This is a genomic window from Wolbachia endosymbiont (group B) of Eupithecia inturbata, from assembly GCF_964030915.1.
In the GTDB taxonomy this organism is placed as follows: domain Bacteria; phylum Pseudomonadota; class Alphaproteobacteria; order Rickettsiales; family Anaplasmataceae; genus Wolbachia.
The window spans coordinates 322,784-340,442 of the sequence record NZ_OZ034987.1; the positions used below are offsets into that span (position 1 = coordinate 322,784).

General features: G+C 33.3%; 12 protein-coding genes. 8 read left to right on the top strand and 4 right to left on the bottom strand.

Annotated features, from left to right (window positions below; genetic code table 11):
• The first annotated feature begins 57 nt into the window (after window positions 1-57).
• Window positions 58-1,890 carry an ankyrin repeat domain-containing protein gene (locus ACQH21_RS01575; protein WP_425384354.1) on the top strand — a complete coding sequence of 611 codons (1,833 nt, stop codon included), beginning with the start codon at window positions 58-60 and terminating at the stop codon, window positions 1,888-1,890.
• Window positions 1,891-1,954: 64 nt separating this feature from the next.
• Window positions 1,955-3,151 (top strand): 5-aminolevulinate synthase, encoded by a 1,197-nt coding sequence (gene hemA / locus ACQH21_RS01580; protein WP_214303449.1) that lies wholly within the window; start codon window positions 1,955-1,957, stop codon window positions 3,149-3,151.
• 321 nt (window positions 3,152-3,472) lie between these two features.
• On the opposite strand, the gene ACQH21_RS01585 is transcribed toward hemA, so the two are convergent.
• Genes ACQH21_RS01585 through rimM form a run of 3 tightly spaced genes read right to left on the bottom strand, consistent with a single transcriptional unit; the run spans window position 3,473 to window position 5,292 of the window.
• Window positions 3,473-4,165 carry an inositol monophosphatase family protein gene (locus ACQH21_RS01585; protein WP_007302192.1) on the bottom strand — a complete coding sequence of 231 codons (693 nt, stop codon included), beginning with the start codon at window positions 4,163-4,165 and terminating at the stop codon, window positions 3,473-3,475.
• Window positions 4,166-4,732, bottom strand: coding sequence for an elongation factor P (gene efp / locus ACQH21_RS01590; protein ID WP_010403241.1), 567 nt, complete (start codon window positions 4,730-4,732; stop codon window positions 4,166-4,168).
• A gap of 59 nt (window positions 4,733-4,791) precedes the next feature.
• A complete protein-coding gene (gene rimM, locus ACQH21_RS01595; RefSeq protein WP_007302194.1) occupies window positions 4,792-5,292 on the bottom strand; it encodes a ribosome maturation factor RimM in 501 nt (166 codons plus the stop codon).
• Window positions 5,293-5,389: 97 nt separating this feature from the next.
• On the opposite strand from rimM, the gene ACQH21_RS01600 reads away from it, so the two are divergent.
• Both ACQH21_RS01600 and ACQH21_RS01605 read left to right on the top strand, forming a co-directional pair.
• A complete protein-coding gene (locus tag ACQH21_RS01600; RefSeq protein ID WP_425384355.1) occupies window positions 5,390-6,676 on the top strand; it encodes a DEAD/DEAH box helicase in 1,287 nt (428 codons plus the stop codon).
• A gap of 62 nt (window positions 6,677-6,738) precedes the next feature.
• Complete coding sequence (locus tag ACQH21_RS01605; RefSeq protein ID WP_425384356.1) at window positions 6,739-9,042, top strand: hypothetical protein; 2,304 nt, start codon at window positions 6,739-6,741, stop codon at window positions 9,040-9,042.
• Here ACQH21_RS01605 and ACQH21_RS01610 read toward each other — a convergent pair.
• Window positions 9,039-10,208 (bottom strand): aspartate aminotransferase family protein, encoded by a 1,170-nt coding sequence (locus tag ACQH21_RS01610; RefSeq protein WP_425384357.1) that lies wholly within the window; start codon window positions 10,206-10,208, stop codon window positions 9,039-9,041. The two genes, ACQH21_RS01605 and ACQH21_RS01610, sit on opposite strands and share 4 nt — an antisense overlap.
• Before the next feature lie 64 nt (window positions 10,209-10,272).
• Between ACQH21_RS01610 and ACQH21_RS01615 the strand changes: the two genes are divergently transcribed.
• The 4 genes from ACQH21_RS01615 (at window position 10,273) to ACQH21_RS01630 (ending at window position 17,438) form a co-directional block, all read left to right on the top strand.
• Entirely contained in the window at window positions 10,273-11,700 is a 1,428-nt protein-coding gene (locus ACQH21_RS01615; protein ID WP_010403276.1) for a sensor histidine kinase, read from the top strand.
• Between the two features lie 176 nt (window positions 11,701-11,876).
• Window positions 11,877-12,614, top strand: coding sequence for a WD_0702 family putative metalloprotease (locus ACQH21_RS01620; RefSeq protein ID WP_010403278.1), 738 nt, complete (start codon window positions 11,877-11,879; stop codon window positions 12,612-12,614).
• Window positions 12,615-12,685: 71 nt separating this feature from the next.
• Window positions 12,686-13,696: a tRNA (adenosine(37)-N6)-threonylcarbamoyltransferase complex transferase subunit TsaD gene (gene tsaD, locus ACQH21_RS01625; RefSeq protein ID WP_064085270.1), complete on the top strand. Its 1,011-nt coding sequence runs from the start codon at window positions 12,686-12,688 to the stop codon at window positions 13,694-13,696.
• A gap of 118 nt (window positions 13,697-13,814) precedes the next feature.
• Window positions 13,815-17,438: an ankyrin repeat domain-containing protein gene (locus ACQH21_RS01630; RefSeq protein ID WP_425384358.1), complete on the top strand. Its 3,624-nt coding sequence runs from the start codon at window positions 13,815-13,817 to the stop codon at window positions 17,436-17,438.
• Window positions 17,439-17,659 lie beyond the last annotated feature (221 nt).

Sequence of the window (17,659 nt, forward strand, 5' to 3'; positions counted from 1 at the left end):
GACAAAATTGCCATTTAATGCTACACTTAGCTTAGCTACTAATTAGTGAGGAAAAACATGTTAGGTTCAGATTTTGTATCACAGGAATCAAACAAAATTTTAAAGAAATCAGATTCTAGGGATTCGGGAACTGAAGAAGGGTTTGAAATTTTAGAACGAGAGGAAAAAGAGCGCCGTCGTTCTGAGGATTCAGGTAATGAAAGTCAAGAGGAATCTGGCGTTAATAATTCTGATACTAAATCTAGTGCAGTAACTACGTTAGAATTTCAGCTAACACAATCTCTGCTGGGTCAAGTAAAGGCAAATGAGAATAATGAAGATGTAAAGTCTGGTAACACAGCTTATCAAGACCTATATAGAACGGATTTTTTTGTAATCAATGATCGCACTATAGATAATAGTTTCATTAAAGGGTTATATGATAAATATAATGAGGGAGATGATAAACGTCTGTTTGCAAAGTATGTTTTTACGGAAATTTTTAAACATGCTAAAGCAGAAGTTCCAAATGACTATATACTGGAAGAGTTAATTACTAGTTGCAATCAGGCTGGGTATGATGGCTCTTTGTTAATGCAGCTCTCTCCTATATTCTCTAAGCATAAACTAACCTTGCCTCATGCCAATGATAGAAAGATAAGTATTGTATATAATAGCCAAGGTTCTCTCAATGTTCAGTATTGTCCAAGTATGCCTGTCAGGGAACTTGATACAAATAGGGAAATATGCAGGGTTGATGCTATTTTAGAGTTCACACTTAAATTTCATAACGGTGAAGTAGAGTATGAAAATGGTAAAGTAACACTTATCATTCCTGAGGAATTAAAAGCTGGTAGGGAAAGTTTACTAGACGATATTAATGAACGTTTCACAGATTATGATAATGATGGATTTATTCGTTTACACGTTGCAGCACAAAAAGGTGATGTTGAGCTTGGCAGGCGTTTACTAGAATGTGGTGCAAATATTGAGATTAAATCAAAAACAAAAGTAGGTGGTGACACTGCACTTCATTTAGCTGCCAAGAGTGGTCATAAAGATTTTGTGAAGCTTTTACTTGATAATGACGCAAATGTTAATTCAGTAAGCAGTACAGGCAGCAGAGTAACTCCTTTACATGAAGCAGCATATAGTGGACATTTAGATGTTGCGGAATTGCTAATAGAGCGTGGTGCAACAGTTGATGCTAAAGATCGGCATAACTTTACTCCTTTGATGTATGCTTCTGCAAGAGGTAATTTGGAGATGGTGAGATTACTTTTACAAAACAATGCAGATCTTTATTTACAGAATAATAATGATGAAACTGCACTGCACTTAGCTGCTGATAATGGCCATTCTGATGTAGTTGCTATTTTAATAAGTGCAGCAGAAGATAAAGAAAGGTATGTTAATATGCAAAGCAACAGTATTGGTACTGCGTTGCATGTTATAGCTTATAATCGAGAAATAAATGAAGAGCATAAAAAATCTGCAAAATTGCTACTAGACAATGGTGCAGGCCCGTATTTAGAAAATGATCCAATCATTAATACACCATTAGATACTCTTTTGAAAGGAAGCTCTTTAGATATGGCAAAAAAACGAGGAAATAAGGGATTTTTGGAATTTATGTCATCTTTAGGCTATTCAGCAACCGTACCAAGCAATTCAAAGAATGATCCACAAAACACAAAAAAGTATGTCGTAGCTGCTTCTGCGCTTGCAATAACTGTTATTGCCTTAGGAGCAGCTGTTGCAGTTTACTTGGAAATGTTAGCAATAGGAATAGCAGTTGCAGTTTGTTGTCTTATTGCAGCTACAATTACGTACTGCTATAGGCCTAAAAGCTTAGTTGAGGATAATCAGGTCAAAAAGGTTATGCAGACAGAAGAATGTCAGTCTAAGTAATAAATATAGTAGTCTATCATTTAATAATTTATTATAATTATATTGATTGTTAATAGATAAAAACTTGGTAGACTACGAAAAAATATTCTTAAATAAAATCAAAGATATAAAAGAAGAAGGGCGCTATCGTGAATTTACGCATTTTGCGTCATTACCTGGCAAACTTCCCTATATTATGGATTATGAAAGAAATAGAGAGGTTATTGTCTGGTGCAGTAATAATTATCTGGGAATGTCACAAAACGATAGTGTCATTGCTGCTATTCAAAATTCATCTGTTGGTGCTGGAGGAACAAGAAATATATCAGGTACAACAAAGGAAGTTGTTGAGCTCGAGAAGTCTTTGGCTGACTTGCATCAAAAAGAAGCTGCTTTAACTTTTGCTTGTGGCTATCTTGCCAACCAAACTACACTTAGTACTTTATCGTCTGTTATTCCGGGCGTGGTAATTTTTTCAGATGAGAAAAACCATTCTTCAATGATAGAAGGTATAAAATCAGGAAAAAGACCGAAGCACATATTTAGGCATAATGATGTTGATCACTTAGAGCAGTTGCTAAAGTCTATAGATATAAAAACGCCGAAAATAATAGCACTTGAATCTGTATACTCAATGGATGGTGATGTAGCACCGCTTGAAGCGATATGTGATCTAGCAGATCAGTATAATGCAATCACCTATTTGGATGAGGTACACGCAGTTGGCATGTATGGACCGCGCGGTGGCGGAATTGCAGAAAGAGAAGGTTTGATGGATAGAATAACTGTTATTCAGGGTACATTATCAAAGGCTTTTGGAGTGATGGGTGGATATATAGCGTCTTCAAAGAGCTTGGTGGATGTAATAAGAAGTTCAGCCCCAGGATTTATTTTTACTACTGCTATGTCACCCGTTTTAGCAGCAGCAGCAAAGGCAAGCGTTGAGCATTTAAAATCGAGCAATGTTGAAAGAGAGAAGCAAAAGCAGTCTGTTGAAAAGGTAAAAGACTCACTGAGAAACGCAGGAGTGAATTTTATGCAAACAGAAACTCATATAATTCCAATCATAATTGGCGATCCTGAGTTGTCCAAAAAAGCATCAAAATTGTTATTTGATGAGTATGGAATATATGTACAACATATAAATTACCCAACAGTTTCAAAGGGGACTGAGCGCTTCCGTATTACTCCTACGCCTTACCATACAAATGAAATGATAGAGCATTTAACAAAATCTCTTGTAAAAGTTTTTGAGAAATTGTCTGTTTGTGTCTGTTGTTGAGTTTAAAGTTGCCAAGAATAAGGTATCTATTTAAAAGCATGGTTAATGTACAAAATCAGTGCTTTATTTCTTGTCATGAAAGTAGATAACACTGGGATCTATAGCTCACACAGGTAAAGTTTACTCTTTTGTCATCCTATGGCTTGACCATAGGATCCAGTCTAAACAATCTGGATTCTAGTGTCACGTGCTGGAATGACACCTATTTGTTCCTATAGTTGTCTTTTCTCGTCTATCTTATTTTGCCACCCTGCTGCAATGAGGGGTAGGTAAGACCATTTATTATTTTCACTACGTGACTTTTGCTCTTTTGAATGAACTTTAGTTTATATCTCCAGCAATGACAAGCGCGTTATCTTCCCTTAATCTCCCACCGCTTTCTTGCAGAAAAAGCCTACCGAGTGAAGTTTTATATTTATTAATTCCAGAGTAAATTATTCCATTGTATCTTCCGGCAGCAAGATATGCAAAACCTAGTACCGTTGAGCCAAGGGAGCGTAGATTATTATTGTCAAGTGGTAATTTATTTAACAAATTACCACTTATGTCTATTATTCCCCCTTCACGAGCTTTCATCCGCATTTTTACATGGCGAGATTTGAAATCTTCAAGAAAAGCTCCTTTCTTTTCCTCTGCCCAGAAAGTTTCTCTAAGCGCTGGAGCATCAATCACAGCTGCTACAACTCTGTTTTTATGAATGAGACAAACTGATACTGCAAAATAAACCATACAACTAAAAAGGTTTTCCTTGCCTTCTATAGGCATAATAAACCAAGTATAACCGCCGTCTTTTAGATCTTGGCCCACATCGTCTTCAAAAATAAAGTCATAGTTCTGGTTGTAGTTTTTCAAGCAATCGTATATAAGTTGCTTGGATTTTGAATAAGTTTTATTGATAAAGTCTGCTGACTTAACGCTTGAAATTTGCAATTCATTAAAATCACGTATAAGCTGCTTGGAGGCACTGCGTACAGAATCAAGCATCACATTGATTCGTGGTGATGAAATGGCCATTTACTCTTTTACTCTTTCGTAATAGCTGTTATCAGGAGTATGTACTACAATTTTATCCCCTTCTTTTATAAATTGAGGCACGTTAACACGTATTCCGTTTTCCAAAATTGCAGGCTTATAAGAAGCAGTAACAGTCTGCCCTTTGATAACAGACTCTGTTCCTTTTACAGTTAGTGTAACGTGATCAGGCACATGTGCAGAAATTATTTTATCTTGATAAGTTACTACTTTAATTTTCATATTATCTTGCAAATAAGCCTTCTTTTCCCCTAATAAGTCTAAATTTATAACAATCTGCTCGTAACTACTTGGATGCATAAGATTTACGATATTCCCTTCAGTAAAGAGATAAACATATTCCTCTTCATCTAAAATTGCCCTTCTGATTGTTGCATCAGAGCGAAACCTCTCATAGTACTTTGCTCCTGTTTGGATATTTTTCATTTCAGCTTGTATATATGCACCACCCTTACCAGGTTGAGTATGCATAATACTTATAACCGAAAATAAACCACCGTTATGTTCTAGTACCTGACCTGGCCTGATATCATTAGCCCTTTCTGCCATAATTACACTTTTAATTTAGTCTGATGATTATAAATAACTTTATACAAATATCAAAATTTTTATTGGCCAATGAATTCTGGCATGTTGATTACTATATATCTTTCCTTCATGTTGATGTATGGAAATATTTCTTTAGTGAAAGATAGCATAATGTTTTTTTTTGTGCTGATAACCAAAATTTCTAATATATCCCCTGAGCCAAAATTATGTACAGACTTCACATAGCCATATAATTCATTACTTTCTAATCTTACTTCCATATTCACAAGATCATTTTGGTAAAATTCATCCTCATCATTTAATTGTGGTAGCTTATTTCTCTCTATATATAACTTTTTATTTCTTAAAAGTTCTGCTTCATTACGGGAGTTCACACCGCTAATTGTTGCTATTACTAAATTATTACTGACAACAGACACCAAGCTTATTTTATAATTTTCACTTCCGCTTATTAGTTCACCATATAGGAAAATATTTTCGGGCTTTTCAGTAAAGGTTTTTATCTTAACAGCTCCTTTGATTCCATGGGGAGAAGTAATTATTCCGAGGCATATATTCATATTAATATGATAGTTGAAATCAGCTTTTTGTCTATAGAATTGACAATTTACTGAATTAACATACAATTAATATTGTGATAATTATAGTGGATAATGTGTGAGTTCTATCAGCAATCAAGAAAAGCAAAGTATTATAAGTGGCTTAGAAGAAATCAACTGCAAGCTAAAAGGTGAATCTATAAAACTTGATGATACAAAGGAATCTATAATAGTAGCACGTCGTAAACCTGTTGTTGAAGAGGCATTAGAACATTTACGCAACCCTTCTACTACTAACTGTAATGTTCTGATCGATGCAGAAACTGGGTTTGGCAAGACTTACGATATTGGAATGTGGAGCCATGTACTAGCCCAAGCAGGGTTTCATCATCTGGTTGCAGTACCAAACAGTGATCTAGTAAACCAAGCTAAAAAAATGATGAGCAGTGCATTTACTGTAAACATTAGGACACCTAAAACTGCTGAGGAAATTAAAAATGCACTGAAGGCAACTAAACCTACAACAATTATAGTGACACATGACCTGTTATTACAGCAAGAAAATGATCGTAAATTTAAAGACCAAAATACCAAGTTGTGGATTAGTGTTGATGAAGCAGACAGTATTAACAAGCAGCAGGATTTTGAGAACATGTGCAAGCTTGATGAGAAATATCCTACGACTTACCTCACTGCAACACCAAAGAGAAGGATTTTAAATAGATGCGGAAAAGTTATCAGCCCGACAAGATTGAGTAGACGTTGTATTGCAAACGCCATCGAAACAGCAAGTGTTATTGCAAAAACCAATAGGAGAACAAATTTCACTCTAGCATTTGTAGTGAATATTGCTGTTACTATAATACCTATGATTACATTATTTCCTGTTATAAATAGTAATGTTGCTGCTGTAATTGGTCTAACTTCAGATTATTGGCTGTATTCTGCTTTGATTGGAAACTTATATTATACAATTTCTATGTTTATATTTGGTATAGTAATGTTGCCAATTTGGTGGGTACTAACTAAAGCAACTGGTGTAGAGTCAAAAGAACTGCTTTCTAGATTTCTTGCTAACGTGCGTAGCTTATTTACTAGAGAAAAATCGAGCCCAGCTCATGAATATGTTGAAGAGAGCGAAGAAGTTTTTAATTACAATAAGCTTGTTGATACCGATGATTTATTAACTTCTATAAGATGGAATGTGCAAAGCCCAATTGGAGAAAGTGCTCTGCTTTTAGCTGATGATGTAAATAGTATAGTTAATCTTAACTTTGCGTTGCAGGGTAGAGATAATTTAGTATATGAAGGTAGTACACGTTATGAAGTGTATAATAAATTTCAGCCTGAAGGGATGTCTTATCAAGACTATATAGGCTCAAGTTACGCGAAGCGAACTTTATAAGCTGCGTTAAAAAGCAACATCCTAGTCTGACAGAAGAGCAGATATCTGAATTAAAAGAAAAGGTGGATTTCAGTAGTACTGCTGAATATCTAAAATATAGAGTAATGCATTCAATGATCGATCTTACTCTCTCATATTTAATGAAGTGTGATAATATTACTTTAGATAAAAAAAGAAGAGAAGGTTTGAGTGAATTGATAGAAGATGTTAAAAAGAATGTTAGCACCACTAATGATAACAATATTATAAGCTACCTAGAGAGAAAAGGCTTTAGTGAGCAATTTGCTAGAGATGAGCTCTTACTGCAAATAAAGACAGTAATTGAAGCACTGAGTAAAAGTGATAATGAGCAATGCAGCTTAATAGTTGATAATTGGCGCTTAAGCAAAGAGCTCCATGACCTCATGGAAAGAGAGGAAGGTATACTACATAGTCTCATTGATTTCTGCAAACAAAATAAATGTATCTTTGCAGGAATTGGGAAAAATGATCTTGGTATTGGAGAAAACAGACTCTTTTCAGCGATAATACGTAATCAGATAGGTGGATATCGAACTCTTTATTGTGATTATGAAAAAAGAGATTTTGATTCATTGGCTAAATATGCGTTGACAACGGTTATAGATGGATCGAAAGGTCGTGGATTTGATAGTGAATATAATCATGTTGCATCAATATTTGCAGATTCGGTTAGTCAGTTCAATAATCCATCTGAAGCCCTACAGAATCTTGGAAGAAATAGAGAGCGTAATGAGAGCAGACAATCATGGTTTTTCGCTGCTGCAGGTGAAGAAGTTGAGCTATTTGTGAATAAGATCTTAGCAAATTTTAAAAACGAACCACAGAAATTTTGTCAGAAAGTTTTGTTTCCAGCTACTAATAAATACAATAAGTTGCTAAAAAATAGAATGGGAGAAGAACTTGGAAGAAAAATAGAAATCTATATTAGTAAAAATATTGATGCATTAGGAAATATTGATGATTCAGCTCTGAAGAAGTTTTCTAGTGATTTGATAAAAGAAACGTATGAAAAAGTTCATGATATAAATGATTTTGATGTCAAAAAGACAGAACAAGATTTACATAGGATTTTAAAAAGTACAGAGGCATACCTTCGTTCATATGAGAACAGAATTAAAAACAACGGTAAATTATCTTGCACACGCTCAGCTTTATTTTCTGTGGGGAGTGCTATAACAAAGGTAATGTATTATCTTTGGGCAGGGTTTGACTATTTAGTCTTTTTGGCTAAAGCGTACAATATAGATAAATCTGGAGATACCAGTGCAAGAGCGTATGTACACATAATCAGAAACTGTCACTGTGAAAGTAGTGTGAAGGCGCAAAATGTATTGGTTCATGCATTAGAAATTGCCAAAGAACATGACAGCAGTTTCAAAAGAAATAGTTTGTACGAAGGCAATGAGGATAGATGTAAAGAAAAAATCATCTCATATTTTCAATCCAAGCAATATATACGTGCATTAGATAGAACAATTGCTCAAATTGAAAATAAACACTTGGTAACAATTTTGAAAGCTGTAGGCTACGAAGATGATGCTAATAAAATGGCACAAGAAATCAAAGATTTTTTATGTGATTTAAAGAATTTAAATTGTGTAGACTTGAGAGAAAAATATTATCAAGGCAACTTATATCAAGAAAGCAAATTATACAAAATCAATAATCAAGTTAGTACGATAATTGATGAAATTGTAAGGTGTCATAAGTGGCATCATGGAATAGAGGACTTAGAGCTAAAATTAAAAATCAACCATAATATTTTTGAAGTCAGAGTTAACAATGATTTTTCTAAGTTACGTGAGAAAAACTTTAACAAACGCTCTAAAGAAAGGACATATCTAGGTAGAGCTATGTTACTTATTGGGTCCATAATTTCAATGGAGCTTATAGGTAGAATATCATCAGTTCAGACCATGCCATTGCCTTTACTTTGCGGTTTTATAGTATTTGGACCATTGGCACTCTTGTGTGGTGCATTGTTATATGAAATAACAACCTATTTAGTGAGAGGAGCATTTTTTACTTTTGGAGTGCCAGTTGTGTTAGAGGAGCTATTTAAATTCATTGTTAAAAACAGTTTAATGCAGAAGTTATTAGATGTGGCATTATCGTTTGGTAATGGTGCTTTCTTAGGTGTTGAGAAGAGTGCCGTGCAATCTTTTATATTTGAAGATGCAACAAAATTTGACTCACTAAGTGATATAAATGAGCTTACACTGATAAGAGAACAGGAAAAGGCAAAGTGTACAAATGAAGTAGCTGATAAAGTTGTAGCTACTGCTTTATCTGCAATTTTGATACAGCCAACAACTAGTGAGCAGGAAGGTTTAGTTTTTAACTAGAACTTTTCAGATAAATACTGAGTGAGGATTTCAATGCCTTCATCAATCTCTTTTTCAGTGATAATGAGTGGAGGCAAGATTCTTAGAACGTTATCTGATGTTACTCCAACAGTAAGTAAACCACGGTGACTTAGCTCTTCTGCAAATTTTTGGTTATTCATTTTTACTTTTATTCCTAGCATCAACCCTTTTCCTCTCACTTCTTCTATCATTGGAAACTTGCTTGCTAAATTTTCTAGTTTGTTTTTTAAGTACTTACCTCTAACTTCAACATTTTCTAAGAAGCCAGGGCTGAGCAATTCATCCAATACAGCATTACCTACTGAAGTTGCAAGTGGATTACCACCAAAAGTAGAACCATGCATACCGACCGCCATGTACTTAGCAACCTTTTCAGTTGCAAGACAAGTCCCCAGAGGGAAACCTCCTCCTATTCCTTTTGCAAGAGCACATATGTCAGGCTTAATTCCTATGTGTTCATATGCAAATAACTTTCCTGTCCTGCCAGCACCGCACTGAACGCAATCAAAAAATAGCAGTATGTCGTTTTCGTTACATAGTTCTCTTAGCTCTTTCATGAAGACTTCACTCATTATTTTAATACCACCTTGTCCCTGTATTGGTTCTATTAATATAACACCTATGCCATTAGAAATTGCTTTCTTTACACTCTCAATATTGGGCTCTATGTTATCACACCAGTCAATATAAGGATTCAGTAATTCAGAAAATTTCTGTCTATCGTTTGTTGCACAAGTTAAAAATGTCCTTCCATGAAATGCACCATGAAATGTTAGAATTCTATAGCGATTTTTATTACCTTTTCCATTTTGATAGGCCCTAGCGATTTTAAGTCCACATTCCACTGCTTCTGATCCAGAATTTGCAAAAAATACAGTATTAGCAAAGCTGTTGTTTATTAAATTTTCTGCAAATTTGTTGGCAGTAGATATATTATAGGTATTTGATATATGCCATAGTTTTTCTCCTTGTAATTTTAGGACATCAGTTAATCGTGGGTTGGCATGACCTAAACTGCTAACAGCTATTCCAGAGTGAAAATCTATATAGCGCTTATTATCGATATCATACAAGTAAATACCTTTGCCATAAGAAAAATTTATGTTAACAGGAGAATAAACTGGCAAGATAGGAGAAATTGTCATAAAAGTATGATATGCTAATTTTTTATTAATACCATAAAAGACGTTATTTCACAATGAGAAGAATATGTATAAATTAAGTAAATTAATTTTTACTACACTAAAAACAAATAGATATACAAAAATTATCTCGCTATTCTTATTAATTTTTGTGGTTTTATTGGGCACAATATACCGCAGTTATTCATTAAAGAATAATTTTCTTTCTTTTTACCGTAATTCAAATGCAAACTTAAAAGATCTATTGGAAAATAGTATAATAAAAAAATATCATTATTTACTAATAGAAAAACATCATATTAAATATAACAGTTTTGATTACATAAACCAGTTGGTAAAATTGCGTGCTGAATTGTTACAATCAGTAAGCAAAGTAAGAAATTTTAGCTTAATACTGTATGATCAAAATGCCAGAGTAATTTTCAGTAATTTTAATACTCAAGGTCATGACTATGAGCAGTTGCTTACAAATGATGAAATTGATAAATTGCTAAGCAATCAAGAAATATTTTACGCTACAGGAAATACATTAACTTCTACTTTCCCTATATTTCATGAAGATGACATTAAGCCTTCATTTTTTTTGAAGATCATTCAAAGCTATAATGACTCTTATATTATGGTATATAGTCTATTTTCAATATTAATGGGCTTATTACTGGTTATCTTAATACTAATAATGCTTTATTTGCACTTTTCCAATACCCAAATGCTAGCCAAGCAGCATAAAACTAATATTGAATTACAAAGGGTTAAAGAGGCATTAGAGCAAGAAAATGCAAATAAGATAAAATTTTTTGCAAGTGTTACACATGAGTTGCGTACACCTCTTAATGCTATTATTGGATTTGCAAAGTTGATCAAAAATGAAACTTTAGGTTCGGTAGATCACTCTAAATACAAGGAATACGTAGACGATATATATAATGCTGGTACACATTTACTTGCTTTGATTAATGATGTGCTCGATTTTTCTAAAGCTGAATCAAGTAGTTTAACAGTAGAGAAAGTGAAGTTTAATCTGAATAAGATAATAGATTCGTGCTTAAAAATGTTATCACCTAAACTAAAAGAAACAGGTATTAGTTTAAAGAAAGAGATATCTGATAAACAATTATTAGTTATCGCCGATCCCAAAAGAATGAAGCAAGTTATAATAAATTTGTTATCAAATGCAATCAAGTTCACTCCTCAAGGTGGTTTAATAAGAATGATTATTAAAGAGAATATAGAAAAAAATTTATTAACTATTGAGTTTCATGATAATGGAATAGGGATAATGCAGCAGGACATATATAAAGTTATGTCCGTTTTTGGCCAAGCAGATTCGGGATATAGAAACGAAGGCACAGGTATCGGATTACCTCTAAGCAAGAAATTAGTAGAGTTAATGGGTGGGACTTTCAACATTCAAAGTGAAGCAAAACTTGGTACTACGATAACATTGAGCTTCTTTTATGAAGAGCAAACATGTGAAAAGTTGATTGATTTTTAGTAAAATATATTTGATATTGCACTTTTATATCTAGTACATTCCTAAGTCATACTGACGTGATACCTCTTGGCTAATAATAAGTAGCGGAATGTAAGTAAATTAAACTTTTTTAGCTATACTTCCTGAAAACACTTTATAATTCTTGAGCATAAAGAAAATTCCTTTAATAATGAAGCATGCTAATCAGGAACTTAATAAAACAAGCAACTCAAGTAGGAAATAGTGAAAACGTAATACAATATGTCAAATATCTCTATCAATTTGAGAAGTTTAGAAATACATTAAACCTCACTTTGTCACTAATAAAGCAAACTAGACTCTCGTTTGAAATATATCAAGAAGGATTAGTGGATATGGAAGAGGGAGTGTGTAAGACAATTCGTTCTTCTGGTTTAAATAAGTATGTTATTGTGCTAAGAAGGTCAAATCCTTACATCATAGTACATGAACTTTCACATATGGTTGAAAATGAACTGAACTTAAGCTTAGAGCAAGAATTTCTCTATAAAGTTTATCAGGATATTGAGCAGAACTTAAAGCAGTCAAATATTCTGGTACAAAAAATTATTGGTCAAATTATATTTAAGGAGATACAAGTTTACCAAACTCCAAAATCACGTGCGTCTGAGTTATTCGCACGCTATTTTGAGCTGTTTGCTTGGGCTCAGGAAGTTTATCCTAAAGATAAAGAATATCTAATTCGCACTCAAGATTTAAATAAAGTATTTCTTGCTACTAACCAATGGAAAAAGAGATGCCTGGATCCACAAATAATGAAGATAATAGATAAAGAAGTAAAGGAGTATAGCAATAAAACTGCCTTTAAAGATATAAACAAAGTACAAAGCAGTTGGACTAATAAATTTTCCTCTGGGAGTAAAAAAATTGGTTCTATATTTGGAGATGATAATTAGCTTAACAGAACAAAGTTCACTTCTTCAACATTTCAAGTTATAGTTCTCACAATTAAAGAGTTCAAATATATATGAAAACTATATTAGCTGTTGAAACAAGCTGTGATGAAACTGCAGCAGCAATTGTAAATAGTAATAAGCAAGTCCTTGCTCACGAAATTCTTTCTCAGGAAGAGCACAAAAAACGCGGTGGGGTAATACCTGAAATAGCGTCACGTGCTCATATGAAGCATTTAAGTGGTCTAGTAAAAAGCGCTATAGAAAAATCTAACCTTAACTTTTGTGATCTAGATGCAATTGCAGCAACATCAGGACCAGGACTCATAGGTGGACTAATAGTTGGTACAATGATGGCTAAAGCAATTTCGCATGTAGCACAAAAACCGTTTATTGCAGTTAATCACTTAGAGGCACACACATTAGTTATTAGGCTGCTATATGAGGTTAAATTTCCATTTCTAGTCCTACTTATATCGGGTGGCCATTGTCAATTTTTAATTGCACAGGATGTAGGTAAGTATATTAAACTTGGAAAAACACTTGATGACTCGCTGGGTGAAGCGTTTGATAAAATTGCTAAGATGCTGGATCTAAGCTATCCTGGAGGTCCATTGATTGAAGAGTTAGCTAAAAAAGGTGATGGTATGAGATTTAAGCTGCCAAGAGCAATGATAAAACGTTCTGGATGTGACTTCTCATTTTCTGGAATTAAAACAGCAGTAAAAAACTTAGTTAAAGAGCTTGCAATGAGCAAGCAAGATGTTTGCGATATGTGTGCTTCGTTTCAAGAGTGTATTAGCGACATATTACTCGATAGAGTCAGAAATGCTATTGATATCACTGCATCCTTAAATATTAAAATCAATGATTTTGTAATTACCGGTGGAGTTGCAGCAAATAATTTTCTGAAGGAGAGATTGAAAAAATACATAGATTTGAACGTGCTTTCTCCTCCAAGCAATTTATGTACAGACAATGCAGTGATGGTTGGATGGACAGGAATTGAAAGGTTACAGAGAAACTATGTAGATTCTCTTGACTTTGCACCAAGGCAAAAGTGGGAATTAGAAAAATATTACTAGCACAAAAAATTATCTACTATATAATGCGGCCGCTGGTGAATTTTTGTAGGCTTAAAAATTACAGTGGTATCTACTAAAGCCTTATTCACTACCGGCATTATTATTTATGAGGTACAGTATGTTCAAAAATAAATTTGACACAGTTACTAATGTTTTCAAAGCTAAATCTAGTACAAGCGCAAAGACAATCAGGTCGGGTTTATTTGTTGCGGTAAACGTTGGTATGGCCAAAGCAATTAGTAATATAGACCTCTCTTCATTACAAGGCAATTCAGAAGATAAAGTCAATAAGCAAGACCTAATAATCATATATGATTATATTAACAAAGTAACTCAAGAAGAAAACTATAATATATGTACTAATAATCTTGATTATATAAAAAGCAGGATTTTAGAAGAAAATATAAGTGATTCATTAGCTGAAAAATTTTGTCAAGATGGATGGAATATAATAAGTAATGATGGTTCTTCGCTATTAACAGTGGCTATTGAAAGAATTAGGGAAAGACAACAAAAGAAAAATAGGGATTGTGATATTAAAATGGCTGTATCTCTAATTCTTGGTATGAAGAAAGAATTGATTACAAAACTGGAGAATTTTGCAGATAGTAATGATAAAACACTTCTACATTATTTAGCTGAGTTGGGTAAAGAAGATATTTTACGTTTTGTGATAGAAAATTCTAATTTTGACATTGAAGAAGCATTAAGGAATAAAGATAGAGATGGCAAAACACCACTACACTATGCGGCTAAATCTGGTAATAAAGAATGCTTGAAAATTCTCATAGAAAATGAAGCAGATTTTAGTTGCACTACCAATAATAAAACTGAGTTACACTATGCTGCCAGAAGCGGAAGTCCTAACCTCCTAGAATATTTAAAAGAAATATTGACAGCAAAAGGAATTTTTGATAAGGAGAAAATTAAAACAGATAAATATGGAAATAACGCATTACACTATGCTGTGCAATCTGGAAATGCTGAGTGCATAAAATTCTTCATTGATAATCAAGTACAATTTTTAAAAAATAAATATAATGAGAATCCTTTTCATAAGATTGCAGGTAACTCAGAAACTCAAGAAAATGCCATAAATTTTCTTATAAAGCATCTAAAATTTTTAGGTAGACCAAACAGTAAAATTGATCAAGAAAATGTAGATGGTAACACCCCATTGCATATAGCTGCAAAACATGGAAATAAACAGCTAATAGAATTGTTTATTAAATCAGGTGCAAAAATTGTTCAGAATAAACAAGGTAACACCCCCTTACATATTGCTATTATACATGGTAATACATATTGTATAGAGCTATTTTATGAAAATATAGGAAATAGCATACTTCAATCCAAAGGTGAGTATGGAAGAGATCTTGTACATTTAGCTGCAATGTACGGGAAGTATGATTGTCTAACATTTTTACTCAATAAATTTCCTGATTACGATTTAAGTACAGAAACACGCAAAGGAAATATGGCCCTACACTTAGCTCTATCGAGTAATACAGAAACAGAACTAAGAAAAAAATGTGTGAGTCTATTAATAGACAGAAGCATGCAAATAAATAAGAGTAATAATGAAGGAAACACCCCTTTACATTTTGCTGCCCAACTTGATTTATCGTTTTTAAGCATGATAGAAAAAAAGTTGGAAGAGAAGAAATTTGACGTTTATCAAGAGGTTTTGCGTGAGAATAGCAACGGTGACACCGTCTTTCATATGGCAGCACGTGTTGGTAATAAATCATGCCTTGAGCACCTTTTTAAAAAAGAGAGAGTGGGAGAAATATTAAGTAAGAAAAATAAGGATGGACAAACTTTACTACACTTATCTATCCTCAGTGGAAGAGTAGAATGCGTTAAGTATTTGGTAAAAAAAAGCCCAAAGGGTATTTTTTTAGAACAAAATACACAAAAAAAGTTGTTATTTGCAGCTATTTTGAGCGGCAATAAGGAATGTCTTGAATTTGTGTCAAAAGAACTTGTAGGTAAAAAGGTGGCTGCTAACATCAAAGTGTTATATGATGAAAATGACAATACACCGTTACACATGGCTGCTCTTGCCGACGACATAGGATTCTCTCAGTATGTTATTGAAAGTATTGCTAAGTCAATTATTAGGAACACAGTACCACTTTTTAACACAAACAGTCAAGGGCTTATACCTCTACATTTAGCTGCCATGAGCCTTAATGCTGAGTTAATAGAATATTTTATGACAGATAATCATTACCCCTATAATAAGAAAATGTTAAATGTTGTATCTAAATCTGGAAGAACAGCATTACACTATCTTGTAATGAGTGATAATGATTTTGAAAAAACTATAAATGAGGATTTTAAGCAAGGTCAATTTTTGAAAAAGTTGGTTTTAGAAAAGCGTAAACAAAATGAGCGCTTAAGGGAAAAAGCTATTAAAGCCTTATTCTACCTAACAATCAGCACCGGAGAGAAAACTGTAAATAAGAAGATAAATTTTGATATAAAGGATAATGCAAAAAAAACAGCTTTAGATTATGCTTTTAAACATGGCGACACAAATATCTTGAGGTTATTTTTAGATTTCTTTTATGAAATAAGGGAAAACAAAAAAAGGAAATATGATAGACTTAATATGGAAGATCAAGAAAGAAGCAAAAAGCTTCTAGACTACTATAATCTGGCCATGTCAATATCAAGTGTGATTATTTCTGTTTGCGTTAAGTATAATAATGCAGAACCTGAAAAGGAAGAAATTCTTACCTGGATTTCCATTGCATTTTCTTCGATATCATTTTTACTTATCTTATACAACTTAGTGATTGGCCTTCAAAAAGAACCTGTTAAACGTAAGATAGAAAACTATACTGAAAAAATGAACAGAATTGAAGAGGCTACAGGAAAGTTAGCTAAGACAAAAGTAGGGGATCATGATTTGGAGGAATACAACTCAATATTGGAACTATTAATAAAGAATGCAGAAGATATTTCACGATTGGAAAATGAACTTTACAAGTTTACGCATGAAACTAGATTAGAGAGTAAAGACAAACTCAATATTTCTCCTCAGAAAATGAGTAGGGGTGGTAGTGCAGTACCATGTTCGAATAAGTCTTTAGAAGGTAGAAAAAGTTCACCTGTTTTGAATGATTTAACAGCAAAACTTAGTCTGTTTTCAAGACGCAACAGTAGAGTACAAAATACAATGGACAAGTTAGATAATCCATCATGTGTAATTACTATAAATGAGCATCCAGAAATTAAACCAAAAGCTCCGAAAAACAAATTCAAGAATGTTGCAACCAAGCTAAAAATAGGCAATATCTTTAGTAAGAAAAAAGAAGATCTTATTGCTTCATCAAGCTTATCAGAAGGTGCTAATCAAGAGAATATTACAAAAATGAATGAAGAAAACTGTGGGTTGATAAAACGATTTGGTGATACCAATGGGTATTCAACATTTTCGACTCCTTTTAATCCAAGCGGTTCAACCTCAAGAGAAGAGTGTGGTAACAATCATAGTGCAGCGAGTCATGTGAGTTATGGTAGTGCAAATAATTCTGTGAGTGATAAGGAAGTTAGTAAATCTCCATCTCTAATACTTTCTAACTTTGAGGAGTGGATTACTGTTGACTGTTTTAAATTCGAAAGATATAGACCAAGGTTATATTCAAGTCCATCTTGTGTGAGAAAAAGAGCAATTACAGCTAGATCATTGGAATATGTAATACTTCCTGATCATATAGAAAGAGGAAAATAGATGCAGATTGTAATCACTGACTCTGATAGCATCAACTTTCAGAGGAGTGATAGTAAGCATTATAGTAAACTGTCATTGAGTAGTAGATAAGGAAAACATAGAACAATTGGCAAGGCTATCGTATAAGATTATAGTAGAGAAGGAATTAGATAGTCTTGCTATAAAAAAGTTTATGTTTTCCTATTCGCATATGTTAACATTTTATTATATTAACGATAGGG

Bases quoted from the DNA above. Each gene is read 5' to 3' on its own strand.
- ACQH21_RS01575 (WP_425384354.1), top strand. From the start codon at position 58: ATGTTAGGTTCAGATTTTGTATCACAGGAATCAAACAAAATTTTAAAG.
- ACQH21_RS01585 (WP_007302192.1), bottom strand. From the start codon at position 4,165: ATGGCCATTTCATCACCACGAATCAATGTGATGCTTGATTCTGTACGC.
- efp (WP_010403241.1), bottom strand. From the start codon at position 4,732: ATGGCAGAAAGGGCTAATGATATCAGGCCAGGTCAGGTACTAGAACAT.
- rimM (WP_007302194.1), bottom strand. From the start codon at position 5,292: ATGAATATATGCCTCGGAATAATTACTTCTCCCCATGGAATCAAAGGA.
- ACQH21_RS01610 (WP_425384357.1), bottom strand. From the start codon at position 10,208: ATGACAATTTCTCCTATCTTGCCAGTTTATTCTCCTGTTAACATAAAT.
- ACQH21_RS01615 (WP_010403276.1), top strand. From the start codon at position 10,273: ATGTATAAATTAAGTAAATTAATTTTTACTACACTAAAAACAAATAGA.
- ACQH21_RS01620 (WP_010403278.1), top strand. From the start codon at position 11,877: ATGCTAATCAGGAACTTAATAAAACAAGCAACTCAAGTAGGAAATAGT.
- tsaD (WP_064085270.1), top strand. From the start codon at position 12,686: ATGAAAACTATATTAGCTGTTGAAACAAGCTGTGATGAAACTGCAGCA.
- ACQH21_RS01630 (WP_425384358.1), top strand. From the start codon at position 13,815: ATGTTCAAAAATAAATTTGACACAGTTACTAATGTTTTCAAAGCTAAA.